Annotated in this window: 23 protein-coding genes, 3 tRNA genes and 1 other RNA gene; 8 read left to right on the top strand and 19 right to left on the bottom strand. The window is 63.6% G+C overall.

Features of this window, described 5'->3' with window-relative positions; all coding sequences use genetic code 11:
- Nucleotides 1-5: 5 nt before the first annotated feature.
- The 5 genes from alr to rpsF all read right to left on the bottom strand — a co-directional run bounded on the left by alr (nucleotide 6) and on the right by rpsF (nucleotide 3,881).
- On the bottom strand, nucleotides 6-1,115 hold the full coding sequence (gene alr / locus G4Y73_RS06150) for an alanine racemase (protein ID WP_164230487.1): 1,110 nt from the start codon (nucleotides 1,113-1,115) through the stop codon (nucleotides 6-8).
- 15 nt (nucleotides 1,116-1,130) lie between these two features.
- Nucleotides 1,131-2,504, bottom strand: coding sequence for a replicative DNA helicase (gene dnaB, locus G4Y73_RS06145; RefSeq protein WP_346426829.1), 1,374 nt, complete (start codon nucleotides 2,502-2,504; stop codon nucleotides 1,131-1,133).
- Between the two features lie 175 nt (nucleotides 2,505-2,679).
- Nucleotides 2,680-3,135, bottom strand: a complete 456-nt coding sequence (rplI, locus tag G4Y73_RS06140; RefSeq protein ID WP_164230485.1) for a 50S ribosomal protein L9 — start codon at nucleotides 3,133-3,135, stop codon at nucleotides 2,680-2,682.
- A gap of 17 nt (nucleotides 3,136-3,152) precedes the next feature.
- Complete coding sequence (gene rpsR, locus G4Y73_RS06135) at nucleotides 3,153-3,377, bottom strand: 30S ribosomal protein S18 (RefSeq protein ID WP_164230483.1); 225 nt, start codon at nucleotides 3,375-3,377, stop codon at nucleotides 3,153-3,155.
- A 3-nt stretch (nucleotides 3,378-3,380) separates the two neighbouring features.
- The gene (gene rpsF / locus G4Y73_RS06130) at nucleotides 3,381-3,881 is read right to left on the bottom strand and encodes a 30S ribosomal protein S6 (RefSeq protein ID WP_164230481.1); all 501 of its coding nucleotides are present in this window, start codon (nucleotides 3,879-3,881) and stop codon (nucleotides 3,381-3,383) included.
- Between the two features lie 372 nt (nucleotides 3,882-4,253).
- Between rpsF and G4Y73_RS06125 the strand changes: the two genes are divergently transcribed.
- Nucleotides 4,254-5,027, top strand: a complete 774-nt coding sequence (locus G4Y73_RS06125; RefSeq protein ID WP_205596498.1) for a MauE/DoxX family redox-associated membrane protein — start codon at nucleotides 4,254-4,256, stop codon at nucleotides 5,025-5,027.
- A 48-nt stretch (nucleotides 5,028-5,075) separates the two neighbouring features.
- Here G4Y73_RS06125 and G4Y73_RS06120 read toward each other — a convergent pair whose 3' ends face one another.
- Complete coding sequence (locus tag G4Y73_RS06120) at nucleotides 5,076-5,675, bottom strand: methyltransferase type 12 (protein WP_164230479.1); 600 nt, start codon at nucleotides 5,673-5,675, stop codon at nucleotides 5,076-5,078.
- Between the two features lie 528 nt (nucleotides 5,676-6,203).
- Between G4Y73_RS06120 and G4Y73_RS06115 the strand changes: the two genes are divergently transcribed.
- Nucleotides 6,204-6,296, top strand: a tRNA-Ser gene (locus tag G4Y73_RS06115).
- Between the two features lie 169 nt (nucleotides 6,297-6,465).
- Here the strand turns inward: G4Y73_RS06115 and G4Y73_RS06110 are convergent.
- The 4 genes from G4Y73_RS06110 to G4Y73_RS06095 all read right to left on the bottom strand — a co-directional run bounded on the left by G4Y73_RS06110 (nucleotide 6,466) and on the right by G4Y73_RS06095 (nucleotide 11,719).
- Nucleotides 6,466-7,671, bottom strand: coding sequence for an EAL domain-containing protein (locus G4Y73_RS06110; protein WP_164230477.1), 1,206 nt, complete (start codon nucleotides 7,669-7,671; stop codon nucleotides 6,466-6,468).
- Between the two features lie 241 nt (nucleotides 7,672-7,912).
- Nucleotides 7,913-8,917 (bottom strand): lipoyl synthase, encoded by a 1,005-nt coding sequence (lipA, locus tag G4Y73_RS06105; protein ID WP_346426828.1) that lies wholly within the window; start codon nucleotides 8,915-8,917, stop codon nucleotides 7,913-7,915.
- A gap of 286 nt (nucleotides 8,918-9,203) precedes the next feature.
- The gene (locus G4Y73_RS06100; protein WP_164230473.1) at nucleotides 9,204-9,776 is read right to left on the bottom strand and encodes a sortase; all 573 of its coding nucleotides are present in this window, start codon (nucleotides 9,774-9,776) and stop codon (nucleotides 9,204-9,206) included.
- On the bottom strand, nucleotides 9,776-11,719 hold the full coding sequence (locus G4Y73_RS06095) for a marine proteobacterial sortase target protein (protein ID WP_164230471.1): 1,944 nt from the start codon (nucleotides 11,717-11,719) through the stop codon (nucleotides 9,776-9,778). Before G4Y73_RS06095 ends, G4Y73_RS06100 begins: the two co-directional genes overlap by 1 nt.
- 149 nt (nucleotides 11,720-11,868) lie before the next feature.
- Between G4Y73_RS06095 and pdsR the strand changes: the two genes are divergently transcribed.
- A complete protein-coding gene (gene pdsR, locus G4Y73_RS06090; protein ID WP_164230469.1) occupies nucleotides 11,869-12,570 on the top strand; it encodes a proteobacterial dedicated sortase system response regulator in 702 nt (233 codons plus the stop codon).
- Nucleotides 12,567-14,573, top strand: a complete 2,007-nt coding sequence (locus tag G4Y73_RS06085) for an ATP-binding protein (protein WP_164230467.1) — start codon at nucleotides 12,567-12,569, stop codon at nucleotides 14,571-14,573. The genes pdsR and G4Y73_RS06085 overlap by 4 nt, the downstream gene beginning before the upstream one ends.
- Here G4Y73_RS06085 and G4Y73_RS06080 read toward each other — a convergent pair.
- Genes G4Y73_RS06080 through msrA form a run of 4 tightly spaced genes read right to left on the bottom strand, consistent with a single transcriptional unit; the run spans nucleotide 14,558 to nucleotide 17,207 of the window.
- Nucleotides 14,558-15,157, bottom strand: a complete 600-nt coding sequence (locus tag G4Y73_RS06080) for a lytic transglycosylase domain-containing protein (RefSeq protein WP_164230465.1) — start codon at nucleotides 15,155-15,157, stop codon at nucleotides 14,558-14,560. The two genes, G4Y73_RS06085 and G4Y73_RS06080, sit on opposite strands and share 16 nt — an antisense overlap.
- Before the next feature lie 8 nt (nucleotides 15,158-15,165).
- The gene (locus G4Y73_RS06075) at nucleotides 15,166-15,924 is read right to left on the bottom strand and encodes an SDR family oxidoreductase (RefSeq protein WP_164230463.1); all 759 of its coding nucleotides are present in this window, start codon (nucleotides 15,922-15,924) and stop codon (nucleotides 15,166-15,168) included.
- 21 nt (nucleotides 15,925-15,945) lie between these two features.
- Nucleotides 15,946-16,704 carry a histidine phosphatase family protein gene (locus G4Y73_RS06070; protein WP_164230461.1) on the bottom strand — a complete coding sequence of 253 codons (759 nt, stop codon included), beginning with the start codon at nucleotides 16,702-16,704 and terminating at the stop codon, nucleotides 15,946-15,948.
- Nucleotides 16,701-17,207, bottom strand: a complete 507-nt coding sequence (gene msrA / locus G4Y73_RS06065) for a peptide-methionine (S)-S-oxide reductase MsrA (protein ID WP_205596497.1) — start codon at nucleotides 17,205-17,207, stop codon at nucleotides 16,701-16,703. Before msrA ends, G4Y73_RS06070 begins: the two co-directional genes overlap by 4 nt.
- 93 nt (nucleotides 17,208-17,300) lie before the next feature.
- Here msrA and sbcB point away from each other — a divergent pair, with 93 nt between their 5' ends.
- Nucleotides 17,301-18,728, top strand: a complete 1,428-nt coding sequence (gene sbcB, locus G4Y73_RS06060) for an exodeoxyribonuclease I (RefSeq protein WP_205596496.1) — start codon at nucleotides 17,301-17,303, stop codon at nucleotides 18,726-18,728.
- Nucleotides 18,729-19,044: 316 nt separating this feature from the next.
- Here sbcB and G4Y73_RS06055 read toward each other — a convergent pair whose 3' ends face one another.
- Nucleotides 19,045-19,290, bottom strand: coding sequence for a hypothetical protein (locus G4Y73_RS06055; RefSeq protein ID WP_164230456.1), 246 nt, complete (start codon nucleotides 19,288-19,290; stop codon nucleotides 19,045-19,047).
- Nucleotides 19,291-19,521: 231 nt separating this feature from the next.
- Here G4Y73_RS06055 and G4Y73_RS06050 point away from each other — a divergent pair, with 231 nt between their 5' ends.
- Complete coding sequence (locus G4Y73_RS06050) at nucleotides 19,522-19,809, top strand: ComEA family DNA-binding protein (protein ID WP_164230455.1); 288 nt, start codon at nucleotides 19,522-19,524, stop codon at nucleotides 19,807-19,809.
- Nucleotides 19,810-19,873: 64 nt separating this feature from the next.
- On the opposite strand, the gene recR is transcribed toward G4Y73_RS06050, so the two are convergent.
- The 3 genes from recR to dnaX are packed head-to-tail and all read right to left on the bottom strand — an operon-like array spanning nucleotide 19,874 to nucleotide 22,441.
- On the bottom strand, nucleotides 19,874-20,470 hold the full coding sequence (gene recR / locus G4Y73_RS06045; protein ID WP_164230453.1) for a recombination mediator RecR: 597 nt from the start codon (nucleotides 20,468-20,470) through the stop codon (nucleotides 19,874-19,876).
- Between the two features lie 13 nt (nucleotides 20,471-20,483).
- Nucleotides 20,484-20,801 (bottom strand): YbaB/EbfC family nucleoid-associated protein, encoded by a 318-nt coding sequence (locus G4Y73_RS06040; RefSeq protein ID WP_164231224.1) that lies wholly within the window; start codon nucleotides 20,799-20,801, stop codon nucleotides 20,484-20,486.
- Nucleotides 20,801-22,441 (bottom strand): DNA polymerase III subunit gamma/tau, encoded by a 1,641-nt coding sequence (dnaX, locus tag G4Y73_RS06035; protein WP_164230451.1) that lies wholly within the window; start codon nucleotides 22,439-22,441, stop codon nucleotides 20,801-20,803. The genes G4Y73_RS06040 and dnaX overlap by 1 nt, the downstream gene beginning before the upstream one ends.
- 182 nt (nucleotides 22,442-22,623) lie before the next feature.
- On the opposite strand from dnaX, the gene ffs reads away from it, so the two are divergent.
- Nucleotides 22,624-22,721, top strand: an RNA gene (gene ffs / locus G4Y73_RS06030) — signal recognition particle sRNA small type.
- A 92-nt stretch (nucleotides 22,722-22,813) separates the two neighbouring features.
- Nucleotides 22,814-22,903: transfer RNA gene (locus tag G4Y73_RS06025), tRNA-Ser, on the top strand.
- 67 nt (nucleotides 22,904-22,970) lie between these two features.
- Here the strand turns inward: G4Y73_RS06025 and G4Y73_RS06020 are convergent.
- Nucleotides 22,971-23,061, bottom strand: a tRNA-Ser gene (locus G4Y73_RS06020).
- Between the last annotated feature and the right edge of the window lie 162 nt (nucleotides 23,062-23,223).

Raw genomic sequence — 23,223 nt, 5'->3', positions numbered from 1 at the left:
ACCGGTCATTTTACCGCACGCAGGCCGCCGCTGCCGACCAGGGCCTGGTCGCGAAAACGGACCCGCCGGGTAATGCGGCAGACCAGCTCGTAGGGGATGGTGTCGGCGCAAGCGGCGATGCCTTCGATCGGCAGGCCGCGCCCCCACAGGATGACCTCATCGCCGATTTGGGCCTCGGGACCGTCGGTCAGGTCAATGGTGATCATGTCCATGGAGACGCGACCACACAGTCGGCAGCTGCGGCCATCGACCAGCACCGGCGTTCCGTCGGCCATGCCGCGCGGATAACCATCGCCGTAGCCAATGCCGGCCACGCCGACGAGCATGTCGCGTTCGGCCGTGAATCGCGCGCCGTAGCCGATCTGCTCACCGCGAGCCACCCGATTGATCGCCAGCAACTCGGCACTGAGCGTCATCACGGGCTCGAGCCCCAGATCAGGGCCGGATCGGTCAGGCAGCGGCGAAATACCGTACAGCACCAGGCCGGCCCGCACCCACTCATAGCGTGCGGCGGGGAAGTTGATCAGACCGGCCGAGTTACTCATGCAGCGCTCGCCTTCCAGACCGGCGGTTGCGCGCTCGAAGCGCTCGAGCTGAAGCGCATTGAGCGGATGTTCCGGTTCCTCGGCACAGGCGAAATGGCTGATCAGGTTGACCTGCTCGACACCGGGCAAGGCCAAAAGCCGGGCATGCATCTCGCCAGCAGATTCAGCCGGCACACCGAGCCGGTGCATGCCGGTGTCGATCTTGAGCCACAGTCTTTCTGTGGGTGAACGGCCGAAGCGCTCGAGCGCCTCGATCTGCTGCACATGGTGAAGGGTCAGTTCCAGACCGAGGTCAGCCGCCACGGCCAGGTCACCGTAGTCGACAACGCCCTCCAGCAGCAGGACCGGCAGGCCATTACCCAGACGCCGGATGGCGCGTGCTTCCTCGATGGTGGCCACGGCCAGCAGGTCGGCACCCTCCAGCGCCGGCAGGCACAGGTCGATGCGGTGACCGTAGGCATCGGCCTTGACCACGGCCATGACGCGGCTGTCGGGCGCCCATTCTCGCACCCGGCCCAGGTTGTGGGCGAGCGCGGCGGCGTCAATGCGGGCGATGGTGTTGCGGGCCATGAATCAGGCGCCCGCTCAGCTGTCCTGGCCGTAGTGGTCGGGCGTGAAATCGCGGAAGCGCACATACTCGCCCTGGAAGGCCAGCTTGAAACTGCCGGTGGCACCGTTGCGGTGCTTGCCGATGATGATCTCGGCCGTGCCCTTGTCCGGCGAGTCCTCGTTGTAGACCTCATCGCGGTAGATGAACAGGATCAGGTCGGCATCCTGCTCGATCGCGCCGGATTCACGCAGATCGGCCATCTTCGGCCGCTTGTCCGGGCGCTGTTCGAGCGAGCGGTTGAGCTGCGACAGCGCGATCACCGGGACATCCAGTTCCTTGGCAAGGGCCTTGAGGCTGCGCGAGATCTCGCTGATTTCATTGGTGCGGTTTTCCGAGTGACCGGCCACCTTCATCAGCTGAAGGTAGTCGACCATGATCAGGCCGATGCCGTGCTCGCGCTTCATGCGCCGGGCCCGGGCGCGCAGGTCGGTCGGCGACAGCGACGGCGTCTGATCGATGAAGATGTTGGCCCCCTTGAGCAGGGTCATGCCCGAGCGCAGGTTGACCCAGTCCTGTCCTTCGAGCTTGCCGGTGCGCAGTCGCTCCTGGTTGATCTGGCCAAGCGAGGAAAACAGACGCATGACCAACTGGATGTCCGACATTTCCATCGAGAAAACCGCCACCGGCACCTTGTGGCGGATGGCTGCCCGCTCGGCGATATTCATGGCGAAACTGGTCTTGCCCATCGATGGTCTGCCGGCGACGATGATCAGGTCGGTCTTCTGCAAGCCCGATGTCCGCTGATCCAGCGCGGTGAAGCCGGTCGGCACGCCGGTCAGATCACCCTCGTTTTCCTGCAGCTCGTTGAGCAGGTCCATGGCGCTGGCCATGACCTCCTTGACGCTGACATAGCCGCTGGCGCGCCGTGCCCCCTGGTCTGCAATGGCGTAGATGCGCTGTTCGGCCTCCTCGAGCACATCGCGCGAGCTGCGTCCGGCCGTACTCAATGCGGTATCGGCGATATTCGTGCCGATTTCGACGAGCTGACGCAGAATCGACTTCTCGCGCACGATCTGCGCATAGCCGACGGCATTGGCCGGACCCGGTGTTTCATTGGCCAGCATGGTCAGGTAGGCGCCGGAATCGACCTTGTCAAGCTTGCCATGGCGGGCAAACCATTCATTGACGGTGATCGCGTCGCAGGGCTGGCCTTCCTGGCACAGCTCCGCGATGGCGCGGAAAATCAGGCGGTGGTTCTCGCGGTAGAAATCGACTTCGTCGATCTGGTCCGCCACCCGGTCCCAGACGTCGGCGCCGAGCATCAGCGCGCCCAGCAGCGACTGCTCCGCCTCGTTGGAGTGTGGCGGGGCCTTGAGATTGCTCAGGGTGGAAATTCGGGGTTCAGCCACGGTTTTCGTCAGTCGGACGCGGCCGATCAGTATAGTCCCGATCCGGGCCGAATGGCCAACGGAAAACCACCGTTTGCGTCCGGATTGGCGGCACAGTGCACGCGCCAACGGCGGAATGGGCAGGGACGGTGGTTCTCGCAGCCTGCTCGGCGGCGCCGAACAGGAATCGGATCGATCAGCCTTCGGCGGCGACCACGGTCAGCTTGATCTCGGTCTGCACATCGGCGTGCAGGATCAGTCCGATGGTGAACTCGCCCGGCTCGCGGATCGGACCTTCGGGCATGTCAACCTCGGACTTCTCGACCGGGTAACCCATTTCAGTCAGCTTGCCGGCGATCTCGTGCGGGTTGATCGAGCCGTACAGGCGGCCTTCCGGGCTGACCGGCACCTCGAAGCGCAGCTCGTCGAGCTCGTCGATGGCTTCGCGACGGGCCTCGGAGGCACTCAGGCGTTCGTTGGCCTGGCGCTCGAGTTCCTCACGGCGGGACTCGAACTTGTCGACGTTTTCCTTGGTCGCCGGAACGGCCAGGCCGCGCGGCAGCAGGAAGTTGCGCCCATAGCCCGGTCGCACGGTCACGGTATCGCCCAGGTCACCGAGGTTGTAGATGTTTTCGAGCAGAATCAGCTTCATGACATCACCTCAAGCGATCAGTGGTTGTCGGTATACGGCAGCAGCGCCAGGTAGCGAGCACGCTTGATCGCGGTGCTCAGCTGACGCTGGAATCGTGCCTTGGTGCCGGTAATGCGGCTGGGAACGATCTTGCCGGTTTCACCGACGAAATCCTTCAACAGGTCCACGTCCTTGTAATCGACTTCCTCGATACCCTCGACCGTGAACCGGCAAAACTTTCTACGTCGCATGAATCGTGCCATGGGTCAGCCCTCCACCTTTTCTTTGTCCTGATCGGTGTCCTGATCGGTGTCCTGATCAGTATCCTGATCGTCGTCGGAATCATCCGAATCATCGTCATCGGAATCATCATCGTCGTCGTCGTCACTGTCGCCGCGCTCGTCAGAGGCACGTTCGCGGCGCGGGCCCTCACGCTCGTCCTTGTTTTCCTTGCGCTTGAGCATGACCGACGGTTCGGTCTCGGCCTTGTCCTTGCGGACGATCAGGTGGCGCAGGATGGCATCGTTGAACTTGAAGATGCTCTCGAGCTCGGCCAGGGTTTCGGCGTCGCATTCGACGTTGAGCATCAGGTAGTGCGCCTTGTGCAGCTTGGCAATGGTGAAGGCCAACTGCAGTCGGCCCCAGTCCTCGCTGCGGTGAACGGTGCCGCCCTTTTCCTCAACCATGCTCCGGTAGCGATCGAGCATGCTGGGCACCTGTTCGCTCTGGTCCGGGTGGACCAGAAGAACGATTTCATAGTGTCGCATTGTCAATTCCTCGTGGTTTTCCAAGCCCGGGCCCATTCGGCACCCGGCCTGCAAAGCCCCCGGCCAAACCGCCATTGCGGCCACCGTGGAGCAAGGGTCTTGCCCGCCCAGCGGACAAGCCGGCTATTATATAACGCCAATCGAACTCCAGGCAACTCCCGTATCTCGCTCTCCCTGTTTCGGCCGGCTTGCCCGAGCGGAGCCCATATCGCACCCTGCCGAACCACCCAACTGCCCCGGAGTCAGCCATGCTGGCCGGCAGCCTCGAGCGTGGGTATCCTGAACGCTGCAGGCCGTTTCGCCGCCCCGGCAGGCTGTACACCGCTTGGGCACGGCATAGGTACTGACCTTGATCTACGGGAGTAGTACGTCATGACGAAGTCCGAAACCCGCCACAAGCCGCGCCGGGCGGAAATCTACCGCATGGTCATGGACAAGCATATCTGCCCGTACGGCATCAAAAGCAAGTACCTGCTCGAGCGACAGGGCTACGAGGTGGATGATCACTGGCTGACCACGCGGCAGGAAACCGACGATTTCAAAAAGAAGCACTCGGTCGAGACAACTCCGCAGACCTTCATTGATGGTGAGCGGATCGGCGGTTATGACGAGTTGCGCCAGCATTTCGACCAGCCCATGCCGGACCAGGCCGACACCAGCTACCGCCCGGTCATCGCAATTTTCGTGACCGCTTTTCTCATGGGCCTGGCCGTGAGCTGGGCGGCTTTCGGGACCGTCTGGACGCTGCGCATGCCCGAAATGTTTATCGCCACGGCCATGTGCCTGCTGGGCGTCCAGAAGTTACAGGACGTCGAAAGCTTCAGCACGATGTTTCTCAATTACGATTTGCTGGGAAGACGCTGGGTCCCGTATGGGTATTTCTATCCCTTCGGGGAAACGCTGGCCGGCGTGCTGATGTTGGCAGGCGCCCTGATTTGGCTGGCCGCGCCGATCGCGCTGTTCATTGGTCTCATCGGGGCCGTCTCTGTCTTCCGGGCCGTGTATGTGCAGAAACGCGAGCTCAAGTGCGCCTGCGTGGGCGGCAACAGCAACGTACCACTCGGCTTCGTCTCGCTGACGGAGAACCTCATAATGATCATGATGGGCATCTGGATGCCGATCAGGATGTATCTGCTCGACGGCTGATCAGCAGGGCAACTGCAGACCACCCAACAGCAGGGGCAACATCCTGACCTACTTCTCCATCACCGCCGCAGTCTCCGGCTTGATCTGCCACGTATAGAAGCGCATCGGCGGGATGTTGAAAACTTCCAGCTCGACATCGGGCTCACCCATCACTTCCTTGCCGAGCCTCCCCACAGCACCTCGGAACTGGTAGGCCACAAACCGGCCTCCCGGTGCGAGGTTGTCGCGGATGGCTGCGATGATGGCCAGCCCGATCTCGCGCGGCATGGTGGAAAAGGGAATTCCCGAAATCACTACATCTGGCGCACCCAGACCGTGCTCAGCCAGGATCTCGGCCAGATCTACGGCGCTGCCGGTATGCGGAATCAGACGTGCATCACCGAAATCTTCGAGAATGGACGAGAAATCCGGATCGAGTTCAATGGTCAGCAGGCGCGCGTCAGCCGGCATGGCAGCCAGGATTGCGCGCGTGGTTCCGCCGGTTCCGGGACCCAGTTCGACCACTGTGCGTGCCGATTCGACCCCGGAAACGTTAATGATGCGCCGCTCCAGAAAGCGCGAACTGGGAATGATGGAGCCGACCTGCTCCGGACTACGCAAGAAACCACGAAAGAAATCGATGCCGCGCGTCGAGCGCCGCGATTGCACCTTCTCGCTCCCTTCCACATGCACTCCTTGGACGCCGGACCGGCTAAATCACCACAACAACGGCTGATTCTACCAGTCCCGGCGCTTTACCCGAAACACGGTGAGCGGTATCCTTTCGCGCCCGGACGTGCAGCATCCAGGCAATCCTTGCGGTACAATGCGCCCCTCGCCGGCCCGGACCGGTCGAACAGCAAGTTTACGGAGAGGTGGCCGAGTGGCTGAAGGCGCTCCCCTGCTAAGGGAGTATACGGCTTATACCCGTATCGAGGGTTCGAACCGAGCGCCAGCGAGCTCACGAGCCGGCCGAAGGCCGGCGAGCCCGTAGGGCAAGCGACCGCAGGTCGCGCAGTAACCGAGCGAAGCGAGCTCGATGCGTAGCCGACGCAGTCGGCGTAGCTACCCGGAGCGAAGCGGAGGGCAAGCGCCGAAGGCGCGCAGTCAATCCCGACCTCTCGCGGTCCGACAGGACCGCCCGGGTCGACAGCCCGAGAATGGCCGTATGCATACGGCGGTTACAATAAGTTTTACGGAGAGGTGGCCGAGTGGCTGAAGGCGCTCCCCTGCTAAGGGAGTATACGGCTTATACCCGTATCGAGGGTTCGAATCCCTCCCTCTCCGCCAGTAATGAAGAACCCCGCCTTGTGCGGGGTTTTTTATTGCTGGCCGAGAGGGGGACTACGGATGAGAACCCCGGTTCGAACCGAGCCGAAGGCGAGCTCGCTGGAGCGAAGCGACAGCCCGAAGGGCAAGCGGCCGATAGGCCGCGCAGCAATCCCTCCATCTCCGCCACCTAAATCGCAATCGTATCCTCCGGCGCCTGAATCAGATTGCCCTGCATGTAATCGGCACCGGTACGCCACATGCTGGCCGCTGTTTTCGAATCCTCGATCATCGGCATGATGATGCGAGTGCCCTGCTCCCTGACCTGCTTTGAAAGCTCGAAGAAACGCTCCTCCAGATCCGGGTCCTGGGTCAGGCGCTTGACGAAGCCCGGCGACATCCGCAGAAAATCGGATTTGAGCTTTTCTGTGAGCAGTTGCCAGCGGCTCTGCTCGTTGACGTGCGAGAGACAGAATCCGACGTCGTGGTCCCGGCAGATACTGATCAGCCCGACAGTGCCACTGAGGTGCGCCATGGCGTCTTCCAGCGGGATTTCCAGGACAAGTCGACCGGCCAGCATCGGCTCGGATTCCAGATGACGGGCAAGCCAGTCCTGACGTTCGGCCTCCACCAGAAGCGCTTCGGACTGATTAATGAACAACCGCACACGTTTCTCTCGCAGCGGGCCACGCAACAATCGGGAGGCATGCACGATCATCCAGCGATCAAGCACGGGCAACAGGGCAGCCTCGCGGGCCTGGGGCAGGAAATCCGCGGCGGGGAGCAAGCGGCCGTCACCAGCGACCAGTCGCGGGAACATCTGGTAGCTTTCGGATGTGGCCTCTGGACTGGTCGCGAGCAAGGGCTGGAAAACAACCTTCAGCGAATCGGTTCGCAGGGACTCCATCAATAGGCCCAGCATGTGATCGGCCGAGGAAATGGCTTTATCGGCCGAGATGCCGGGCCGCGCCTCACCCATGTGGTTGCCGCCGGCCATTCCAATGGCTTCCGCGCGGTGAATGAGCGCCAACAACAGTTCATCCTCGTGCCTGAAGCGGTGATCGAAGTGCGCAAAGGACAGGCTGACGCTCACGGCCACCGCGTCGTCGCCGACGTCATAGATACGATCACTCAAAGAACTGAAAAGATTTTCAGCGGCCTCCTTTACCAGCGAGGCGGAGGCATCCCTGAGAACAAGCAACAGGCACTCCCAGTCGAAGCGAACCAGGTCGTAATCTTTGCCTACCAGTTCACTGGCGAGTTCATTGGTCTGGGCAACGACGCCGTCGATGAGTGTACTCAGGCCGGTGAACCCGAGTTGATCGCGCAGCAACGTGCCGCGATCGAAGCGGATCAAAATCACGCCGCCGCGACCCGCCTCCGCACCAGCAGCCATGATTTTCGGCATTTGCCGAAGCAATTTCTTTGAAATCATAACGCCCCTACGGCTGCAACATCGAAAACCTGCGCCCAGTTGAGCGACGCTGACTCCAGCGCTTCAAAAGGGTGACACAAACTGCGTGAAATGCAAAGTCACCCGCGTGCAGAACCCAAGGGAGAATGCCCTGGCCATGGCGCCGGGCGGCTCAGGCTTCCTGATCTAGGTCCCGGCCATCGGACCAGCTCCAGGAGGAACCTCAGGCGACGTCGGTATCGATTCCGCAGTTGTTTTTCTCGAACACCCGGTCGGCACGATAGCTGGATCGGACCAGTGGGCCCGAGACGACCTCCATGAAGCCCTTCTCAAGGCCGATCCGGCGGAGCGCCTGAAATTCCTCGGGTGTGACGAAGCGCTCGACCGGCAAGTGATTGACCGTCGGGCGCAGGTACTGGCCGAAAGTGACGATATCGACACCGATGGCGCGTAGGTCGTCCATCGTCTCGAGGACTTCTTCGGTGGTTTCGCCCAGGCCCAGCATCAGGCTGGTCTTGGTCAGCACCTTCGGATTGTGCCGCTTGGCGTGCTCGAGCACCTTGAGCGTCTGTTCGTAGCCGGCACGCGGATCGCGCACGGGATGGGTCAGGCGCCGCACCGTTTCGACATTCTGGGCGAACACTTCCAGACCCGAATCGACCACGGTCTCCACATCATGCAGGCGGCCCTGGAAATCAGGCGTCAGCGCCTCGACTGCGGTTTCTGGATTGGCTCGCTTGATCTCGCGGACGCATGCCGCGTAATGCGCCGCCCCGCCGTCATCGAGGTCATCGCGATCGACCGAGGTGAGAACGACGTACTTGAGATCCATGATGCGCACCGACTCGGCGGCATTGAGCGGCTCTTCGAGGTCGAGCCAACCGCGCGGATTGCCGGTATCGACCGAGCAGAAGCGGCAGGCGCGAGTGCAGACATCACCCATCAGCATGATGGTGGCCACACCCGCCGACCAGCATTCGCCGATATTCGGGCACTTGGATTCCTGACAGACGGTGGCCAGTCGGTGTTCGTTGACGTTCCGGCGCACCTGCTCGTACTTGCCGCCCTGTGGCAACTTTGCCCGCAGCCAGGAGGGCTTGCGGCCGATCGGCGCAGGTTCGGACCCGGCACGGGCCTTGATGCCGTCACGAATGGCGGTAAAGCCCTGCGGCTTGCGGATCTTCTGACCGCTCTTGACGGCGATCGGAATTCGTATGTCGTCAGTCACGCTCGGCGGACTCCTGTCATTCCGATGGGCTGGATGCGGCATTATCCCATTGATGGCGACCCCTTGCCATGAAGACCGGCGATTCCGGGCGGGCGTTCGAATCCACGCCTGGGCTGAAGCCATTGCGGAACGACTGCGCAAACGGGTTCGTCCTGACCCACAGACCGGCCCCGTCCGGAATCCACCAATAGCGGGCAGTCGGCATCGGCCGGCACATGCGTCGCCAAACTTGTCCACCCCCAGCGACGCTTGAGCGAGCGAGACAACTCATCGATGCACAGCGTGGTCATATCGACACCTCCCCCGCCGGCGCAAGCGGCCGAAGCCGCACCACCAGGCGCTCCGGACCGCCCGCCACCGGCGCGTCGAACGGATAACAGGTAATCAGGGTCATCGCGGTTTCCGGCCAGTCGAGATCGATTCCGGTGGTACGGGAATCGACCACCCGGATGGTCTCGACCTGCCACCACTGCCGGCGCCCCCCGGCATCGATGAGTTCGAAGCGATCACCGGGCTCGACGGCACGCAGGAAAGAGAAATGCGTATCCCGGTGGGCGGCGAGCACGCGATGCCCGCCCTCGCCCACGGCCATGCCCGGCCCCCAGCCCATTACCGGCGTGTCCAGGCCCTCAAGCACCAGGTGGTCGATCGACAGGCGCGGCATGCGCAGTCGTGCGACCGGGTGACTGACCGCGCCGGGCCAGGGCTCGGCCGCGTCCGCGTCCTCGTCCTCGAGCGCCCGTTGCCAGGCCCGCTCGAGCAGCCACTGGCCGAGTCCGGCCTTGGCCTGAATCCAGCCGGCCGAGCCCAGCTGCCAGGTGGCCACCAGTACCAATGTCAGGATCAGGAAGCGCCGCATCAGGACTCCTCCTCGCTGCGGTTGATGCGGCGCTGGAACAGCAGCAGCAAGACCAGCAGAAGGGCCACGGCACCACGCAGCGCGGCCGACACGCTGCCGCCGTCGGTGGCCGGCATAGCCTGCAGGCTGCCGGCGCGCCCATGGGCCGGGCTGGTAGCGAGGCCGAAGCGTCGCAGGGCCTCTGCACGGCTGCGCTCAGGCGTGCGATCAACAGCCACCAGGCTGGTCTGCGAGCTGACCAGCGAATAGGCCAGTGCGGTATTGAGCACCTCCGATTCGATCAGAAGCTCGTCGCCGGGCGGACCGGCCCGGTTTTCCAGCGCTTCGATCTTCGCGCGGCCCCACTGACCGGCCACGCCGGGCGCGGGCTGGAAATCCTCCAGCGGCAGGACGCGCTCGAAGAATTGTCCGTTGCTGGTGCCGCGAACGATCAAGTCGCCGCTGAGCCGATCCGTTCGGGCGATGACACTCAAGGGCTGGCCGACGTAGAGATCGGGCATCGATTCAGGGTAGAACTCGACCGGGTGCGGCCAGACCAGTTCGATGTCGTGGATAACCGGGCTTTCGAGCTGCAAGACCAGCTCGCTCATGCGCTCGGCAATCAGGGATGTTTCGGCAATGGCCGTGTAGCTGCCTCGGCCGGCCGAGGACAGACGACGCAAAAAGCTGCCGTTGACGCCATGGCCGATGCCGACGGTGAACAGGCGACTTTCATCCAGGTCCAGCCGGGTGCGCTCGAGCAACTGCTGCTCGTTGCCCACCATGCCGTCGGTGATAAAGACCACCTGGCGCAAGTAGCCGTCGACGGGTGGCGCCCCAAGGGCCAGGGCCAGCGGCGGGCCCATATCCGTGCCTCCGCCGGCACCCAGGCCGTCAACCCACTGCGCCGCTTCAAGATGACGATCCTCGCTGTAGTCCAGCGGCTGTGGATGGAGCGAACGCGCCTGGTGATTGAAAGCAATGACGTTGAAGCGGTCGCCCGGCTTTAGACTGGCCAGGGCGTAATGCAGAGACTCGCGCGCCTGCACGATCGGCTCGTTCGACATCGACCCGGACGTGTCGATGACCAGGATCAACTCGCGCGGTGTGTCGTCGGCCTCGAAAGCCTGCGGCGGCACCAGTGTAAGCATGATGTGCTCGCGGCCATTGAAGCGCTCGGCAAAGGCCGCGGTCGCGGCTGCGCCACTGTCCTCCGGTTGCCAGGTCAGTTCGAAATCGCGGCCCGACCAGTCAGCACCGTCGGCCAGGGTGACCAGCCAGTCGGTCCCGAGCCGTTCGACATCGATGGCGTGGTGAGTCGAGCTGATGTCACCCAGGCGCAAACCGGGTCGCAGATCAACGGTGAGCGTTACCGGACGTTGCGGCAAGCGGCCGCCGGCAGCGGCCTCCAATCGCTCGCGTACGGTCCGTTCGAGTTCGCCGCCAGGACGAAACTGCGGTGCCGCGGTAGTCGGAAAATCAAGCCGGAAGCGCCCATGCTCGTAGACCACGGCCTGCGTGTAGCCGATGCGAATCTCGACCATCTCTCCCGGTGGGATATTGGCCACCCGGGTCGAAAACAGCTTGCCCGGTTCGCGCTCGACCAGACCGGCAATCTGGCCCCGGTCGCGGGCCGCCTCATAAGTGGCGCGGGCGGTTTCTTTCTCCTGGATCTCACCCTCGATCAGTCGCTGCCCGATCCGGATCTGTAATTGCTCGACGGCGGCGCCGTCGGGCAGCGGGAAACGATAGACACCCTCGGCCCAGTCTCCGGTCTGGTTGAAGAACTGCTGGCGGACCTCGACCAGCGACAGCATGCCCGTCACCTGAATATCGACCTCGGTCGCCAGGGACAGCGCCGCCTCGCGGCCGCCGGCTTCCTGGCGTTCGAGCCACATGCCGGACTCCGCAGACATGGCCGGCCCGAGAACCAGCATCAAGACAAGTATCCAAAGACGCGACATGAACCGAACTCCTGCTGTGATCGACGCATGCCATTTGAGCGCAGCGAAATGGCAGCCAGGCTGCCCGGCGCTGACGAAGTCCTGATCGAATGTGGCAAACTTGTGGCAGACGCTCCTCGAGGGCGGCCTGCTTCCACGAAGTGTTTCCAATGAGCCAGCGCCTGATCGCCATCGTCGAAGACGAAGCCACTCTGCGCGAGAACTACCGCGACGCGCTGGAACGCTATGGCTTTGCGACCCGGGGTTATGCCTCACGTTCGGATGCCGAGTCGGCCATGACCGCCCGCCTGCCCGATCTGGTGATCATCGACGTCGGACTGGGTGATGAGCCCGAAGGCGGCTTCGATTTGTGCCGCACGCTTCGCCAGCGCTCGGCCGAGCTACCGATCATCTTCCTGACCGCCCGCGACAGCGACCTGGACGCCGTGTCCGGACTGCGCCTGGGCGCCGACGATTACCTCACCAAGGACATTTCCAGCCAGCACCTGCTGGCTCGTATTCTTGCCCTGTTCCGACGTGTCGAGGCCGTGCGCCTCCAGCCGACGGCATCTCGCCCGATACGGGTCGGCGGCGTCGAGCTTGAACCCGAGACCCTGCAGGTTCGTTGGCAAGACCGGCCGGTGGCGCTGACCGTGACCGAATTCTGGATGGTGCACTGCCTGATCGAGCGACCCGGACACGTCAAGACACGAGGCCAGCTGATGGAAGCCGCCAACCTGGTCGTCGACGAAGCGACCATCACCTCCCACGTCAAGCGCATTCGCCGCAAGTTCGAAACGCTCGACCCGGACTTCCGCGCCCTGGAAACCGTGCACGGCGCCGGCTATCGCTGGAACGGTCGGCCCGCGTGAACCTGCGTGCCCGGCTGACGCTCATTTCACTGCTACTGCTGTCCCTGCCGCTGGCTGGTTGGCAACTGGTGCGCAGCCTCGAGCATTCTCTGCGCGACAGCTATCAGCAAGCGCTGATCGACACCACCGTCGCCGCCGCTCGTGAACTGGCATCGTTTGAAGTGGGCTGGCCATCGGATTCAGGCCTGTACGTGCATCGCGCCGACCGTGAACCCGTGATCGATGGCTATGACAGCGAGTGGCTCGACTGGCGCGCCCCGAGTGCCTGGACCGACATCGATGGCGCTCCGGGGGCTCGTCTGCTGGCCGCCGAGTACCGTGGTCGCCTGAACCTGCTGGTCGAGATTCCGGACGACGCGTTCGCACTGAACGGCAACACTGACAAGGACGCACTGTCACTCGAACTGTGGATCGAAACAGGCCAGGAATCGGGCCGGGTGATGATCCAACCGGCCGCGCCGGGCTGGCTGGAATCAGGCGGCCAGGACGGCCGGCTGCGTGTTCAGGCCGCCCTGCAACCCGGCGACCGTTTCTGGCGCATGGAAATCGCGCTGCTCGAGCCGCTCCAGGTCGAGCGCCTGGCCGTGAGAGTCGGGCCTGCGAACAATGAGCAGGTCGCATTCCGGCCGCTGATCCGGCCGATTGCCGCCCTTTCCGGGCAGTTGCGCGCCCGGCTTCCCGAGCGTACCCGGGGCTGGCTGCTGCATCCCGAAGGCTGGGTTCTCGCCCGGGCCGGTCAGTCCGCCGAAATGCCATCACCGCAAGACGATGGCGGCGACGTCAGCAAGCTGCTCGCAACCCTGGCCGCACGACTGTTGGGCGTGCTGCCCAATTCATCCGGCACGGATACGCCGGATGCGGGGCGATTCCCGCCGCAGGCGATGTCCCGCCAACCGTCCGCCGACTGGTACCCCTTACCCGACGGTGCCGGTTTCGTGGTCCGTGCCACCGCCCCGATCATGCGCGACGGCAACGCCGTGGCGCATCTCCTGCTCGAACGGCCGGCCGACCGCTTCATGAACGCCGCCTATGAGGCCTTGCTGCAGTTGTTCGTGCTCGGCCTGGCCGCGATGCTGTTGATCGCTGCGATCCTGATCGGCTTTGCCGGGCGCCTGTCCGGGCGCATCCGGCGCCTGCGCGATGCCCTCGACCACGCGGTCGGTGCCGACGGTCGCGTTCGTGCAGCAATGCCCGGGCCGGAGGGCCACGACGAAATTGCCGATCTCGGTCGCAGCCTGTCGGACATGGTCGAACGCCAGCACCGGCACCAGGACTACCTGCAGAGCCTTGCGAGCAAGCTCTCGCACGAGCTGCGCACGCCGTTGGCCATGATCCGGTCATCGCTCGAAAACCTGGCCGACAGCGAAACGCCCGAGCAGCAAGAGAAATACCGCCAACGCGCGGAGGAAGGCACCCAACGGCTCCAGTCGATGTTCCGCGCCATGAGCCAGGCCGCGCGCATCGAACAGAGCCTGTCGGAAGAACCATTGCGGCCGATCGACCTGGCCGAACTGGTCACGGCCTATGTCGAAGGCTGCCGCCAGACGTTCCGCCGGCACCGTTTTGCGGCGGTGGTGCCGAGCGGCTCACCGGTCGAAGTCGATGCCAGCGCCGAGCAACTCGGCCAGCTGCTCGACAAGCTGGTCGAGAATGCCGTCGATTTCACGCCGCCGGGCGAACGCATCACCCTGCGCGTCGTACCACGCGGAACGCAGGTCTGCCTGCAGGTCGACAACCCCGGTCCGCCGCTGCCGCCCGGCCTGGCCGAACAGGCGTTCGAGTCCATGGTTTCGAACCGAAGTCATGACGATTGTCATGACAATCGCGGGCCACACCTGGGTCTCGGCCTGTACATCGCAAGGTTGATCGCCGAGCGTCACGGCGGATCGATTCGTGCCGTCGATCGGCCGGAGGGTTGTCGATTCGAAGTGGAACTGCCGCGGCGCAATCGGCGCCGGTCATCAGAAGCCTCCAGATCAAGGCTTGATCAGGAGCCGCTGTAGCGGCGAAAGAGAATGTTGACCCGGCGGACGTACTCGCGGGTTTCGGGGAACGGCGGAATACCGTTGTGGCGGCGTACGGCATTCTCGCCAGCGTTATAGGCGGCTATCGCCCGGTCACGATCACCGCCGAACTCCTCGAGCAACCAGGCCAGGTAGGCTGCACCCGCCGTGATGTTGTCGAGCGGGTCGAAGGGATTGGCCACGCCGAAACGTTGCTGGGTGGCCGGCATCAGTTGCATGAGACCCTGCGCACCGGCGTGCGAGACCGCCTGCGGCTCGAACCAGGATTCGGCATGGACAATCGCGCGGACGAGCGCCGCATCGATTTCGAAGACTTCGCTGGCAGCCCGGATTTCGACGTCGAAGTGACGCGGCAGCAACGGCGTGCTCTGCCAGTCCACACCCTTGCGACAGGTACCGTAGCAACCGAGGTTGCGGACGTCATAGCGATCGCTGTCAGGCTTTCGATCGGTGTAGACGGTCAGGCCGTTCTCGTCGGTATAGGTATAGACCTGCGCCCAGGCCGTGCAGGCAAGGAATAGCGATCCCAGCACCAGGAAAAGTCGGATAGCAGTGCGCATCATGCCCTCGTTCAAAAGCCTCCGGTCACCGACAGACCGCCATCGGCGGTGATGATCTGCCCGGACAGCCAGCCGGAGTCCTCTCCGACCAGAAAAGCGATCACCCGGCCGATATCTTCCGACTCGGCCAGCCGCCTGAGCGGAGTTGTCTCTTCAAAATACTTCACCATGCGTTCGTTTTCCAGCAGAGCCTGCGCGAAGTCGGTCTTGACCAGGCCGGGCGCGACGGCATTGACACGGATGCCGTCGGGGCCGAACTCCAGTGCCAGGTTGCGCACCAGCTGGTTCTCGGCCGCTTTCGACAGTCCGTAGGTACCGATCAGTGTATTGCCGAGTTGGCCGGCGATCGACGAGACCAGCGCGATTGCGCCGGCGCCACTTTCGGCCAGATGGGGCCGGGCCAGGTGCGCCAGGCGCAGGGCACCGTAGACATTGTTGTGCATGATCACGTCGAAGGCCTTGCGGTCGACCTGGTCGGACGGGCCGTAAACCGGATTGCTGGCCGCGTTCATCACCAGCGCGTCGATGCGACCGTAGTGATCCACGGTCTGCTCAACCAGTGCCGCGAGTTGCTCCTCGCGGCCGATATGGCAGGCCAGTGCCAGGGCATCGCCGCCGTTGTCGCGGATCGCGCCGGCCACGGCCTCGCAGCTTTCCTGGTTGCGGCTCGAGATGACCACCGACCAGCCCCGGCTGGCCAGCAGCTCGGCGGCGGCGCGGCCAATTCCTCGGCTTGATCCGGTGATGATGACAACGCGCTGTTCGTTCATTCAGAGCTTCCTTGCAAGTTCTCAGGCGAGGGTGTGCTGAGCCCGGTCTTCCAGATGCGCAATGCAGTTGCAGCAGGCCAGGCGCCAACCGTCCCCGTCGCTGCGCAATTCAGTGACCGATGCATTGTACAGTCCGACCGCCAGCGAGCGCTGCCACGCCCGATCATGGCCGGCCAGTTCGGATGCCAGGGTCGCAACCACCCCGGCCGAGGTCACGACGATCACCGAGCGGCCGCTGCTCAGTGCCGTTCGCCAGTGCGCCAGTGGCCGCAGTACGCGCTGCCGGAAATCCGACCAGGTGCCGATGCGGGACTCGTCGAGTTCGCCGTTCTGCCAGGCCGCCAGCACGGCCGGAAACCAGTCCAGCAGTTCGGGCAGGTAGCGAACCGGGTCCAGCAGCTGGTGGCGCGGCGGCTGTGGCAGCGCGCCGGATTCCGCCCGCGCCAGGGCCGCCCTTATCAGGCCGTCGGTCGAGAACTCATCGAGATCGGGTGAGAACTGGACCTCGCCTGCACCCAGGGCCGACAGCGTCTGCCGATGCCGACGCAGCGTACCCGCGAAGATCAACGGCTGATCTTCGAGCAGCGGGTCGAGGCGACGAGCCAGCTCGCGGGCCTGCATTCGCCCCCTCGGAGACAGCCGGTCGTAGTCGGAACTGCCCAGGCTTGCCTGGGCATGGCGAACCAGCACCAGGCGAGGCGGCCCGGCCCTCAAGTTCGACCCGTCGGAATGCGTGAGGACATGTTGCTGGCCCGACGCCTGCGCGGGATACGGCGTCAACCCGAAATGCTGCAGCTCGCGCCGTTCTTCTCAAGGTAGCGCTGGTGATAATCCTCGGCCGGCCAGAACCGGGTGACCGGCTCGACCGAAGTGGCAAGCGGCGCACGATATCGATCACTGGACGATTCCTCATCCCGAACCCGCTCGGCCGTTACGCGCTGCTGCTCGTCATGGACGAAGATGACCGACCGATACTGGGTGCCGACGTCCGGCCCCTGACGATTGACCTGCGTCGGATCGTGCATCCGGAAGAATTCGCGCACCAGGTCGGCATAGTCGATTTTTGCCGGATCGAAGCTGACCTGGCAGACTTCGGCGTGCCCGGTGCGATCGGTGCAGACCTGCTGGTAGGTCGGATTGTCCACGTGTCCGCCCATGTAGCCGACCGTGGCATCGATCACGCCCTCCATGGCCCTGAAACACTGCTCCACGCCCCAGAAACATCCGGCCCCAAATGTCGCCTTTTCCATACTATCTGACTCCTGACCGTTCGAACGGATCATGCCTGAATCCCGAATCATATCCGACCACGAAGGCGGCAGAAAATTCGTCATCGAATCTGGCAACGCGGCCGGGCCTGTGCAAGGATGCCGGCCATGAACGACGAGACCTTTCTGTGGCACGACTTCGAGACCTTCGGCGCCGACCCGCGTCGCGACCGGCCGGCCCAGTTCGCCGCCATCCGCACCGACAGCGCGCTGCAAGCCCTGGGCGAACCCGAAGTGTTCTATTGCCGCCCGAGCGACGACGTGCTGCCCCAACCGGTGGCCTGCCTGATTACCGGCATCACGCCCCAGCTGGCGCGCGAAAAGGGCCTGCCCGAAAACGAATTTGCCGCGCGTATCGAACGGCTCATGAGCGAACCCAATACCTGCGTGGTCGGCTACAACAATTTCCGCTTCGACGACGAGGTCACCCGGCACCTGTTCTGGCGCAACTTCATCGACCCCTACCGCCGCGAGTACGCCAACGGCAACAGTCGTTTCGATCTGATCGACTTGCTGCGCCTGGCGCGGGCTACACGACCCGATGGCATCACCTGGCCCGACCATGAAGACGGCCGCCCCAGTTTCCGGCTCGAGGACCTGGCAGCAGCCAACGGCATGGACGTGTCCAACGCCCATGATGCTCTGGCCGACGTCCGGGCCACGATCGCCATGGCCCGGCTGCTGCGGGACGGCCAACCGCGACTGTGGCAGTGGGCCCTGTCCCTGCGTAAACGCAACCAGGTCGACCGTCTGCTCGAGCAGGGCGAGCCCCTGTTACATGCCTCGTCGCGCTTTCCCGCCCATCCCGGCTGTGGTGTCGCACCCGTGCTTCCGATCGCACGGCATCCGCATATCGGCAGTCAATGGCTGGTCTGGAACCTGGCCGTGGATCCGGAACCCTTCCTCTCGTTGACGTCCGAGGAGCTGGCCGATCGCTACTGGATTGCCGCCCGGGATCTGCCGGAAGGACTCGAACGCGTACCCGTCAAGCTGGTGCGCAACAATCGCTGCCCCATGCTCTCGCCTATGAACGTGCTCGAGTCCGCGCGCGCAGACGCCCTCGGCATCGATCTGGAGCGTGTCCGGGAGCATGCCCGCCGCCTCGGCGATCAGCCGGCCCTGGCCGAACGGCTTGCTTCGATGTTTGCCCGACGCGGCGATTCACCCGCCCCGGACCCCGAACTGGATCTCTACGGCGGCTTTCCCCCCGACAGCGACCGACCGGTCATCGAACGCGTGCGCCAGCTCGACGGGGACGCCCTGGCCGAAATCGGCACACCCTTCAGCGACGAACGCCTCAACCAATTGCTGTTTCGCTACCGCGCCCGTCTGTGGCCGCATACGCTCACAGCTGAAGAACGAACTGAGTGGGACCGCTTCCGCCAGCGTCGGTTGGTCGATGATCCCGAGCTGGCCAGCATTCGCATTGAGGCCTACAGACAACAGCTCCAGAACCTGATGCAGGAGCAACCGGATCAGGCCGAAATCCTGCGCCAACTCGCCGAATGGCCCGCTGAAATCGGGATGGCATCTTGACTCGAGCGAGCGCGACGGCTCTGGAACGAAAAATCAGATACTTGTGGCCGATTCATCAAGCAGTATCTTCGAATGTTATGCACAACTGCTTGATTCATTCCTTGACAGAAAATTGACGCCATTATGACCGGGCGTCGAGCCTAAATCCGACTGCAACCCATTGGTTTTTAAGCTTTTTATTGATCTGGTCATTTTTTGTTCAAAAAGCTTGAATGCCGATGGCTGGCTCCCCGGCGCCCATCTACCCACAAGGTTATCCACAGGTTTTGTGGATAAACACCGCAATTTCCGCCAGAACACTGATTTGTGACGGCTTTCACGCCGCTAGCCCGGCCAGCTGAAGCTGCGATTGGGGTTGAACCGGGTGGTTCGCTTGTTCGACGGCACGGCGCAACAGGCGATCGCTGCGGGGCGAAACGAACTCGACCACACTGCCATCGTCGAAGCGCAACATCATCACGACCGGCGGCTCGCCCTCGCGTCCCGGCCGGGCGATCACAGCGCTGATGCGTTTGCCCACGATCTGGTCCCTGAGCTGACGACTACTCACTGGCTTGCTCATATGACGCCTCCTTGTTTTCGTGTGTTCCTGCTTTTCAGCGCCATGGAAACACGCGGTTTTCTCAAAACCTGAGAAGGCACTTTCCGAATGATCCGAGGGAAAATTCCCTACAAGAGCGGGTGGCAATCTGCCGATGCCGGAAATCCGTGGGCTTTCTAGACTGTTACCCAACGTCGGGCGATCGCCCGGCGGGTTTGGCAAAACAAACTTGAAAGCTAGAGGAGAAACATCATGATCCGTAATCTTTTGATCGCACTTTTCCTGTCCCTGGCCGTGGCCCAGACTGGTCTGGCCGAAGAGATGACGGTCGACGTCAACACCGCCAGCGCCGAACAGCTGGCGGAGGCGCTGACCGGTGTCGGACCGGCCAAGGCCGAGGCCATCATCGATTACCGCCAGGCGAACGGTGACTTCGAGCACATCGATGAACTGGTCAACGTCAAGGGCATCGGCCTGCGTACGGTCGACCGCAACCGCGACCGCATCGAGCTCGACGGCGAACCGGCATCCGAGGGCTGAAGCCCGAACCAGCCGCGATCGATCCGGGGCCCCTCGCTGCAGGGGCCCCGATTCTTTATAGTCATCACCCCATCGGCAAGCGCGAGCTGAACGCATGTGCCAATGTCGAGCGGTCAGTGTGTTCGAGCTCGCCGCCCAGGGGCACGCCCTGGGCCAGGCGCGAGGTGCGGATGCCGCGCGACTCGGCCATCTCCCGCAGGTACTGCGCGGTCGCCTCGCCCTCGACCGTGGTGTTGGTGGCGATGATGATCTCCGATACACCTTCCCCGTCGAGCCGCTCGGCAAGAAGATCCAGCCCCAGATCCTCCGGTCCGATGCCGTCCAGCGGCGAGAGCCGCCCGAGCAGCACGAAATAGCGCCCGTCGAAACCGGTGGCGGCCTCGATGGCCAGGACATCCCCCGGACTTTCGACGATGCACAGGACCTTGCTGGATCGACGATCGCTGGCGCAGATACGACACTCCTCGGCACAGGTGAAGTTGCGGCAGCGGCGACAGCGCCGGATATCACGCATGGCGGTTTCGAGAGCACGGGCCAGGCGCCGCCCGCCCTCGCGATCGCGCTCAAGCAGCTGCAGCGCCATACGCTGGGCCGAGCGCGCTCCGACACCAGGCAGACACTGCAGGGCTTCGAGCAGTTCGTCGAAGGGTTCGGCGCTCATTCGCCAGGCAGTCTCAGAGATTGAATCCCGGCGGCATCGGCAGACCCCCGGTGAGACCCGCCATGCGTTCTCGAGTCTGCTCCTGGATGCGAGCGACCGCATCGTTAACGGCGGCCACGACCAGATCTTCGATCATCTCGCGATCGTCGGCGATTTCCGGATCGATGGTGACCCGGCGCAGCTCGTGACGGCCATTCATCTGCACCTTCACAAGGCCGCCGCCGGCCTCCCCCGTGACCTCGAGTTGCGCCAACTCTTCCTGTGCCTTCTTGAGGTTCTCCTGAACCTTCTGGGCCTGCTGCATCAGCTGCCCGATATTGCCTTTCATGATCAGTGGCTCCGTGTCTGTATGGGACGAATCGACTCGCGCACGACCTCGGCGTCGAACTGTTCGACCAGGCGCTGCACGAACGGATCCTGGTCGATGGCGACTTCCGCATCGGCCTGGGTTTCGGCAATCTGGCGCTCTTCGAGCGCCGCCGGCGTGGCCAGGGCGGTGTCGTCGACCGGCTGAATGCTGATTTTCAGCGCTTCACCGGCCCACTCGCTCATGGCCGACTCCAGCGCCTTGCGGAAACGTTCGCTGATCAGGACCATGTCGTCGCGCTCGGCCGTAAACACAACCTGGGGACGTTCGAACTTCGCCACAACAAGTAGCCCGGCCACGGTGCGGAAGGAATCGCTCAGCGACAGATCGGCGAGTACTTCGGGCCAGTTGGCAGCCGATAATTCAGCCGGCGGCGGTGCGGGACGATCGGCCACCGACGCTGCTGGCGTCGGATTGCCGGCACTAGCCCCTGGTACGCCGGGTGCCGATCCGCCCGCGGCAGCGACCTCACCACTCACCCGAGTCTGGCTGCCGCCGCCATCGGTACCACCGGCGGGCGCCTCGGCGGGCTGGAACGCGAACATCCTGAGGATCGTCATTTCGCAGCCACTGCGCTCGGTCGGGGCCAGGGACAGATCGCGTCGGCCTGTGACCGCGATCTGATACCACAGCTGCAGATCCTCGGGATCGAGACGTCCGGCCAGCGCGACCAGTTCGTCCCAGTCGGCCCGGCTGTCGTCGCGATAGTCCGGCAGTTGCTGGATCAGCGCGATGCGATGCAGGGCCTCGGCCAGGTCGGTCAGCAGCTGGCCCATGCCCCGAGCCTGGGCAAAGACCTCGCCGACCGCGGCGATTGCGGCCGCCGCATCGCGTTCGGCCAGCGCCTCCAGGATGGCGTGCACATGGCGCTGCTCGACACTGCCGAGCATGTCGCGCACGTCCGGTTCGACCAGCTTGCCGCTGCCGGCCAGAGCCTGGTCGAGCAGGCTCAGGCCGTCGCGCATGCTGCCGTCGGCCGCCCGCGCGAGCAAGTCCACGGCCGTCTGCTCGAATTCGACCTGTTCGGACTCGAGTATCCGCTCGAGCTGCCCGCCGATCTCCTCGGTCGACAAGCGGCGCAGGTTGAACTGCAGGCAACGCGACAGGATGGTGACCGGAATCTGCTGTGGATCGGTGGTGGCCAACACGAACTTGACGTGGTCCGGCGGTTCCTCGAGCGTCTTGAGCAGCGCATTGAAGCTGTGACGCGAGAGCATGTGCACTTCGTCAATCAGGTAAACCTTGAAGCGCCCGCTGGTCGGCGCGTACTGGACGTTGTCGAGAATCTCGCGCGTGTCGTCGACCTTGGTGCGCGAGGCCGCGTCGATCTCGAGCAGGTCGACGAAGCGGCCTTCGTCGATGGCCACGCAGTTCTCGCACTCGCCGCAGGGCGTGGCCGTTACCCCCTGCGCACAGTTGAGCGACTTGGCCAGGATGCGGGCGATTGTGGTCTTGCCCACTCCGCGCGTGCCGGTAAACAGAAAGGCGTGGTGCACACGGCCTTCGGCGAGTCCGTTTCCGAGCACCTTCACGACATGTGACTGGCCGACCAGCTCGGAGAAATTCCGCGGTCGCCATTTTCGGGCAAGAACCTGATAACTCACTGATTCAAATTCACTTAAAAAGGTTTCAGGGGTGGTTTCCGGCATCTGGGACCGGCATCCGGCTTACCTGCACGAGTTTACACGATCGTTCCACCCTCTCGCGCCGCAAGCATGCGAGCGGATTCATGCATCATTGAGGTTGTCAGGCCTTCGCCCCGGATGGGATAATGGGGATTGGCTCCCACCGGTCTTCCCACACTGATCTTCCCGTCAACCCCGTCAGGCCCGGAAGGGAGCAGCGGCAGCGGGATGAACAGGTGCTGGGGTCGGGCTGGTGGGGGCCTTCTTAATGGGGGCCGCTAGAAGGCAATCGCCCGAGCTTGCTTTGAAGCATCTCGTCGCGGGAGCGTTTACAATTTGGAGTTCAAGCACGGAGAGGTGGCAGAGCGGTTGAATGCACCGGTCTTGAAAACCGGCAAGGGTTTGCGCCCTTCGAGGGTTCGAATCCCTCCCTCTCCGCCAACGATTAGCCCGCCTACAGTTCCACCTGCAAATAAAAAACCCCGCTCGAGGCGGGGTTTTTTAATGGTGGCGGAGAGGGAGGGATTCGAACCCTCGGTACGGGATAACCGTACACTCGCTTTCCAGGCGAGCCCATTCGACCGCTCTGGCACCTCTCCGTAAACTTCAATTGTCCAGTCAATTCAGCCGCCTTGCGGCGGGCGGCCTTTCGGGCCGCGAGAGGGAGGGATTGACTGCGCGCCTGTCGGCGCTTGCCCTCCGCTTCGCTCCGGGTAGCTCCGTCCGCTTCGCGGACTCCGCATCGAGCTCGCTGCCGCTCG

The sequence above is a fragment of the Wenzhouxiangella sp. XN201 genome, from assembly GCF_011008905.1.
Taxonomy (GTDB): Bacteria; Pseudomonadota; Gammaproteobacteria; order Xanthomonadales; family Wenzhouxiangellaceae; genus Wenzhouxiangella.
This window is presented reverse-complemented; position numbering and strand designations above follow the sequence as displayed.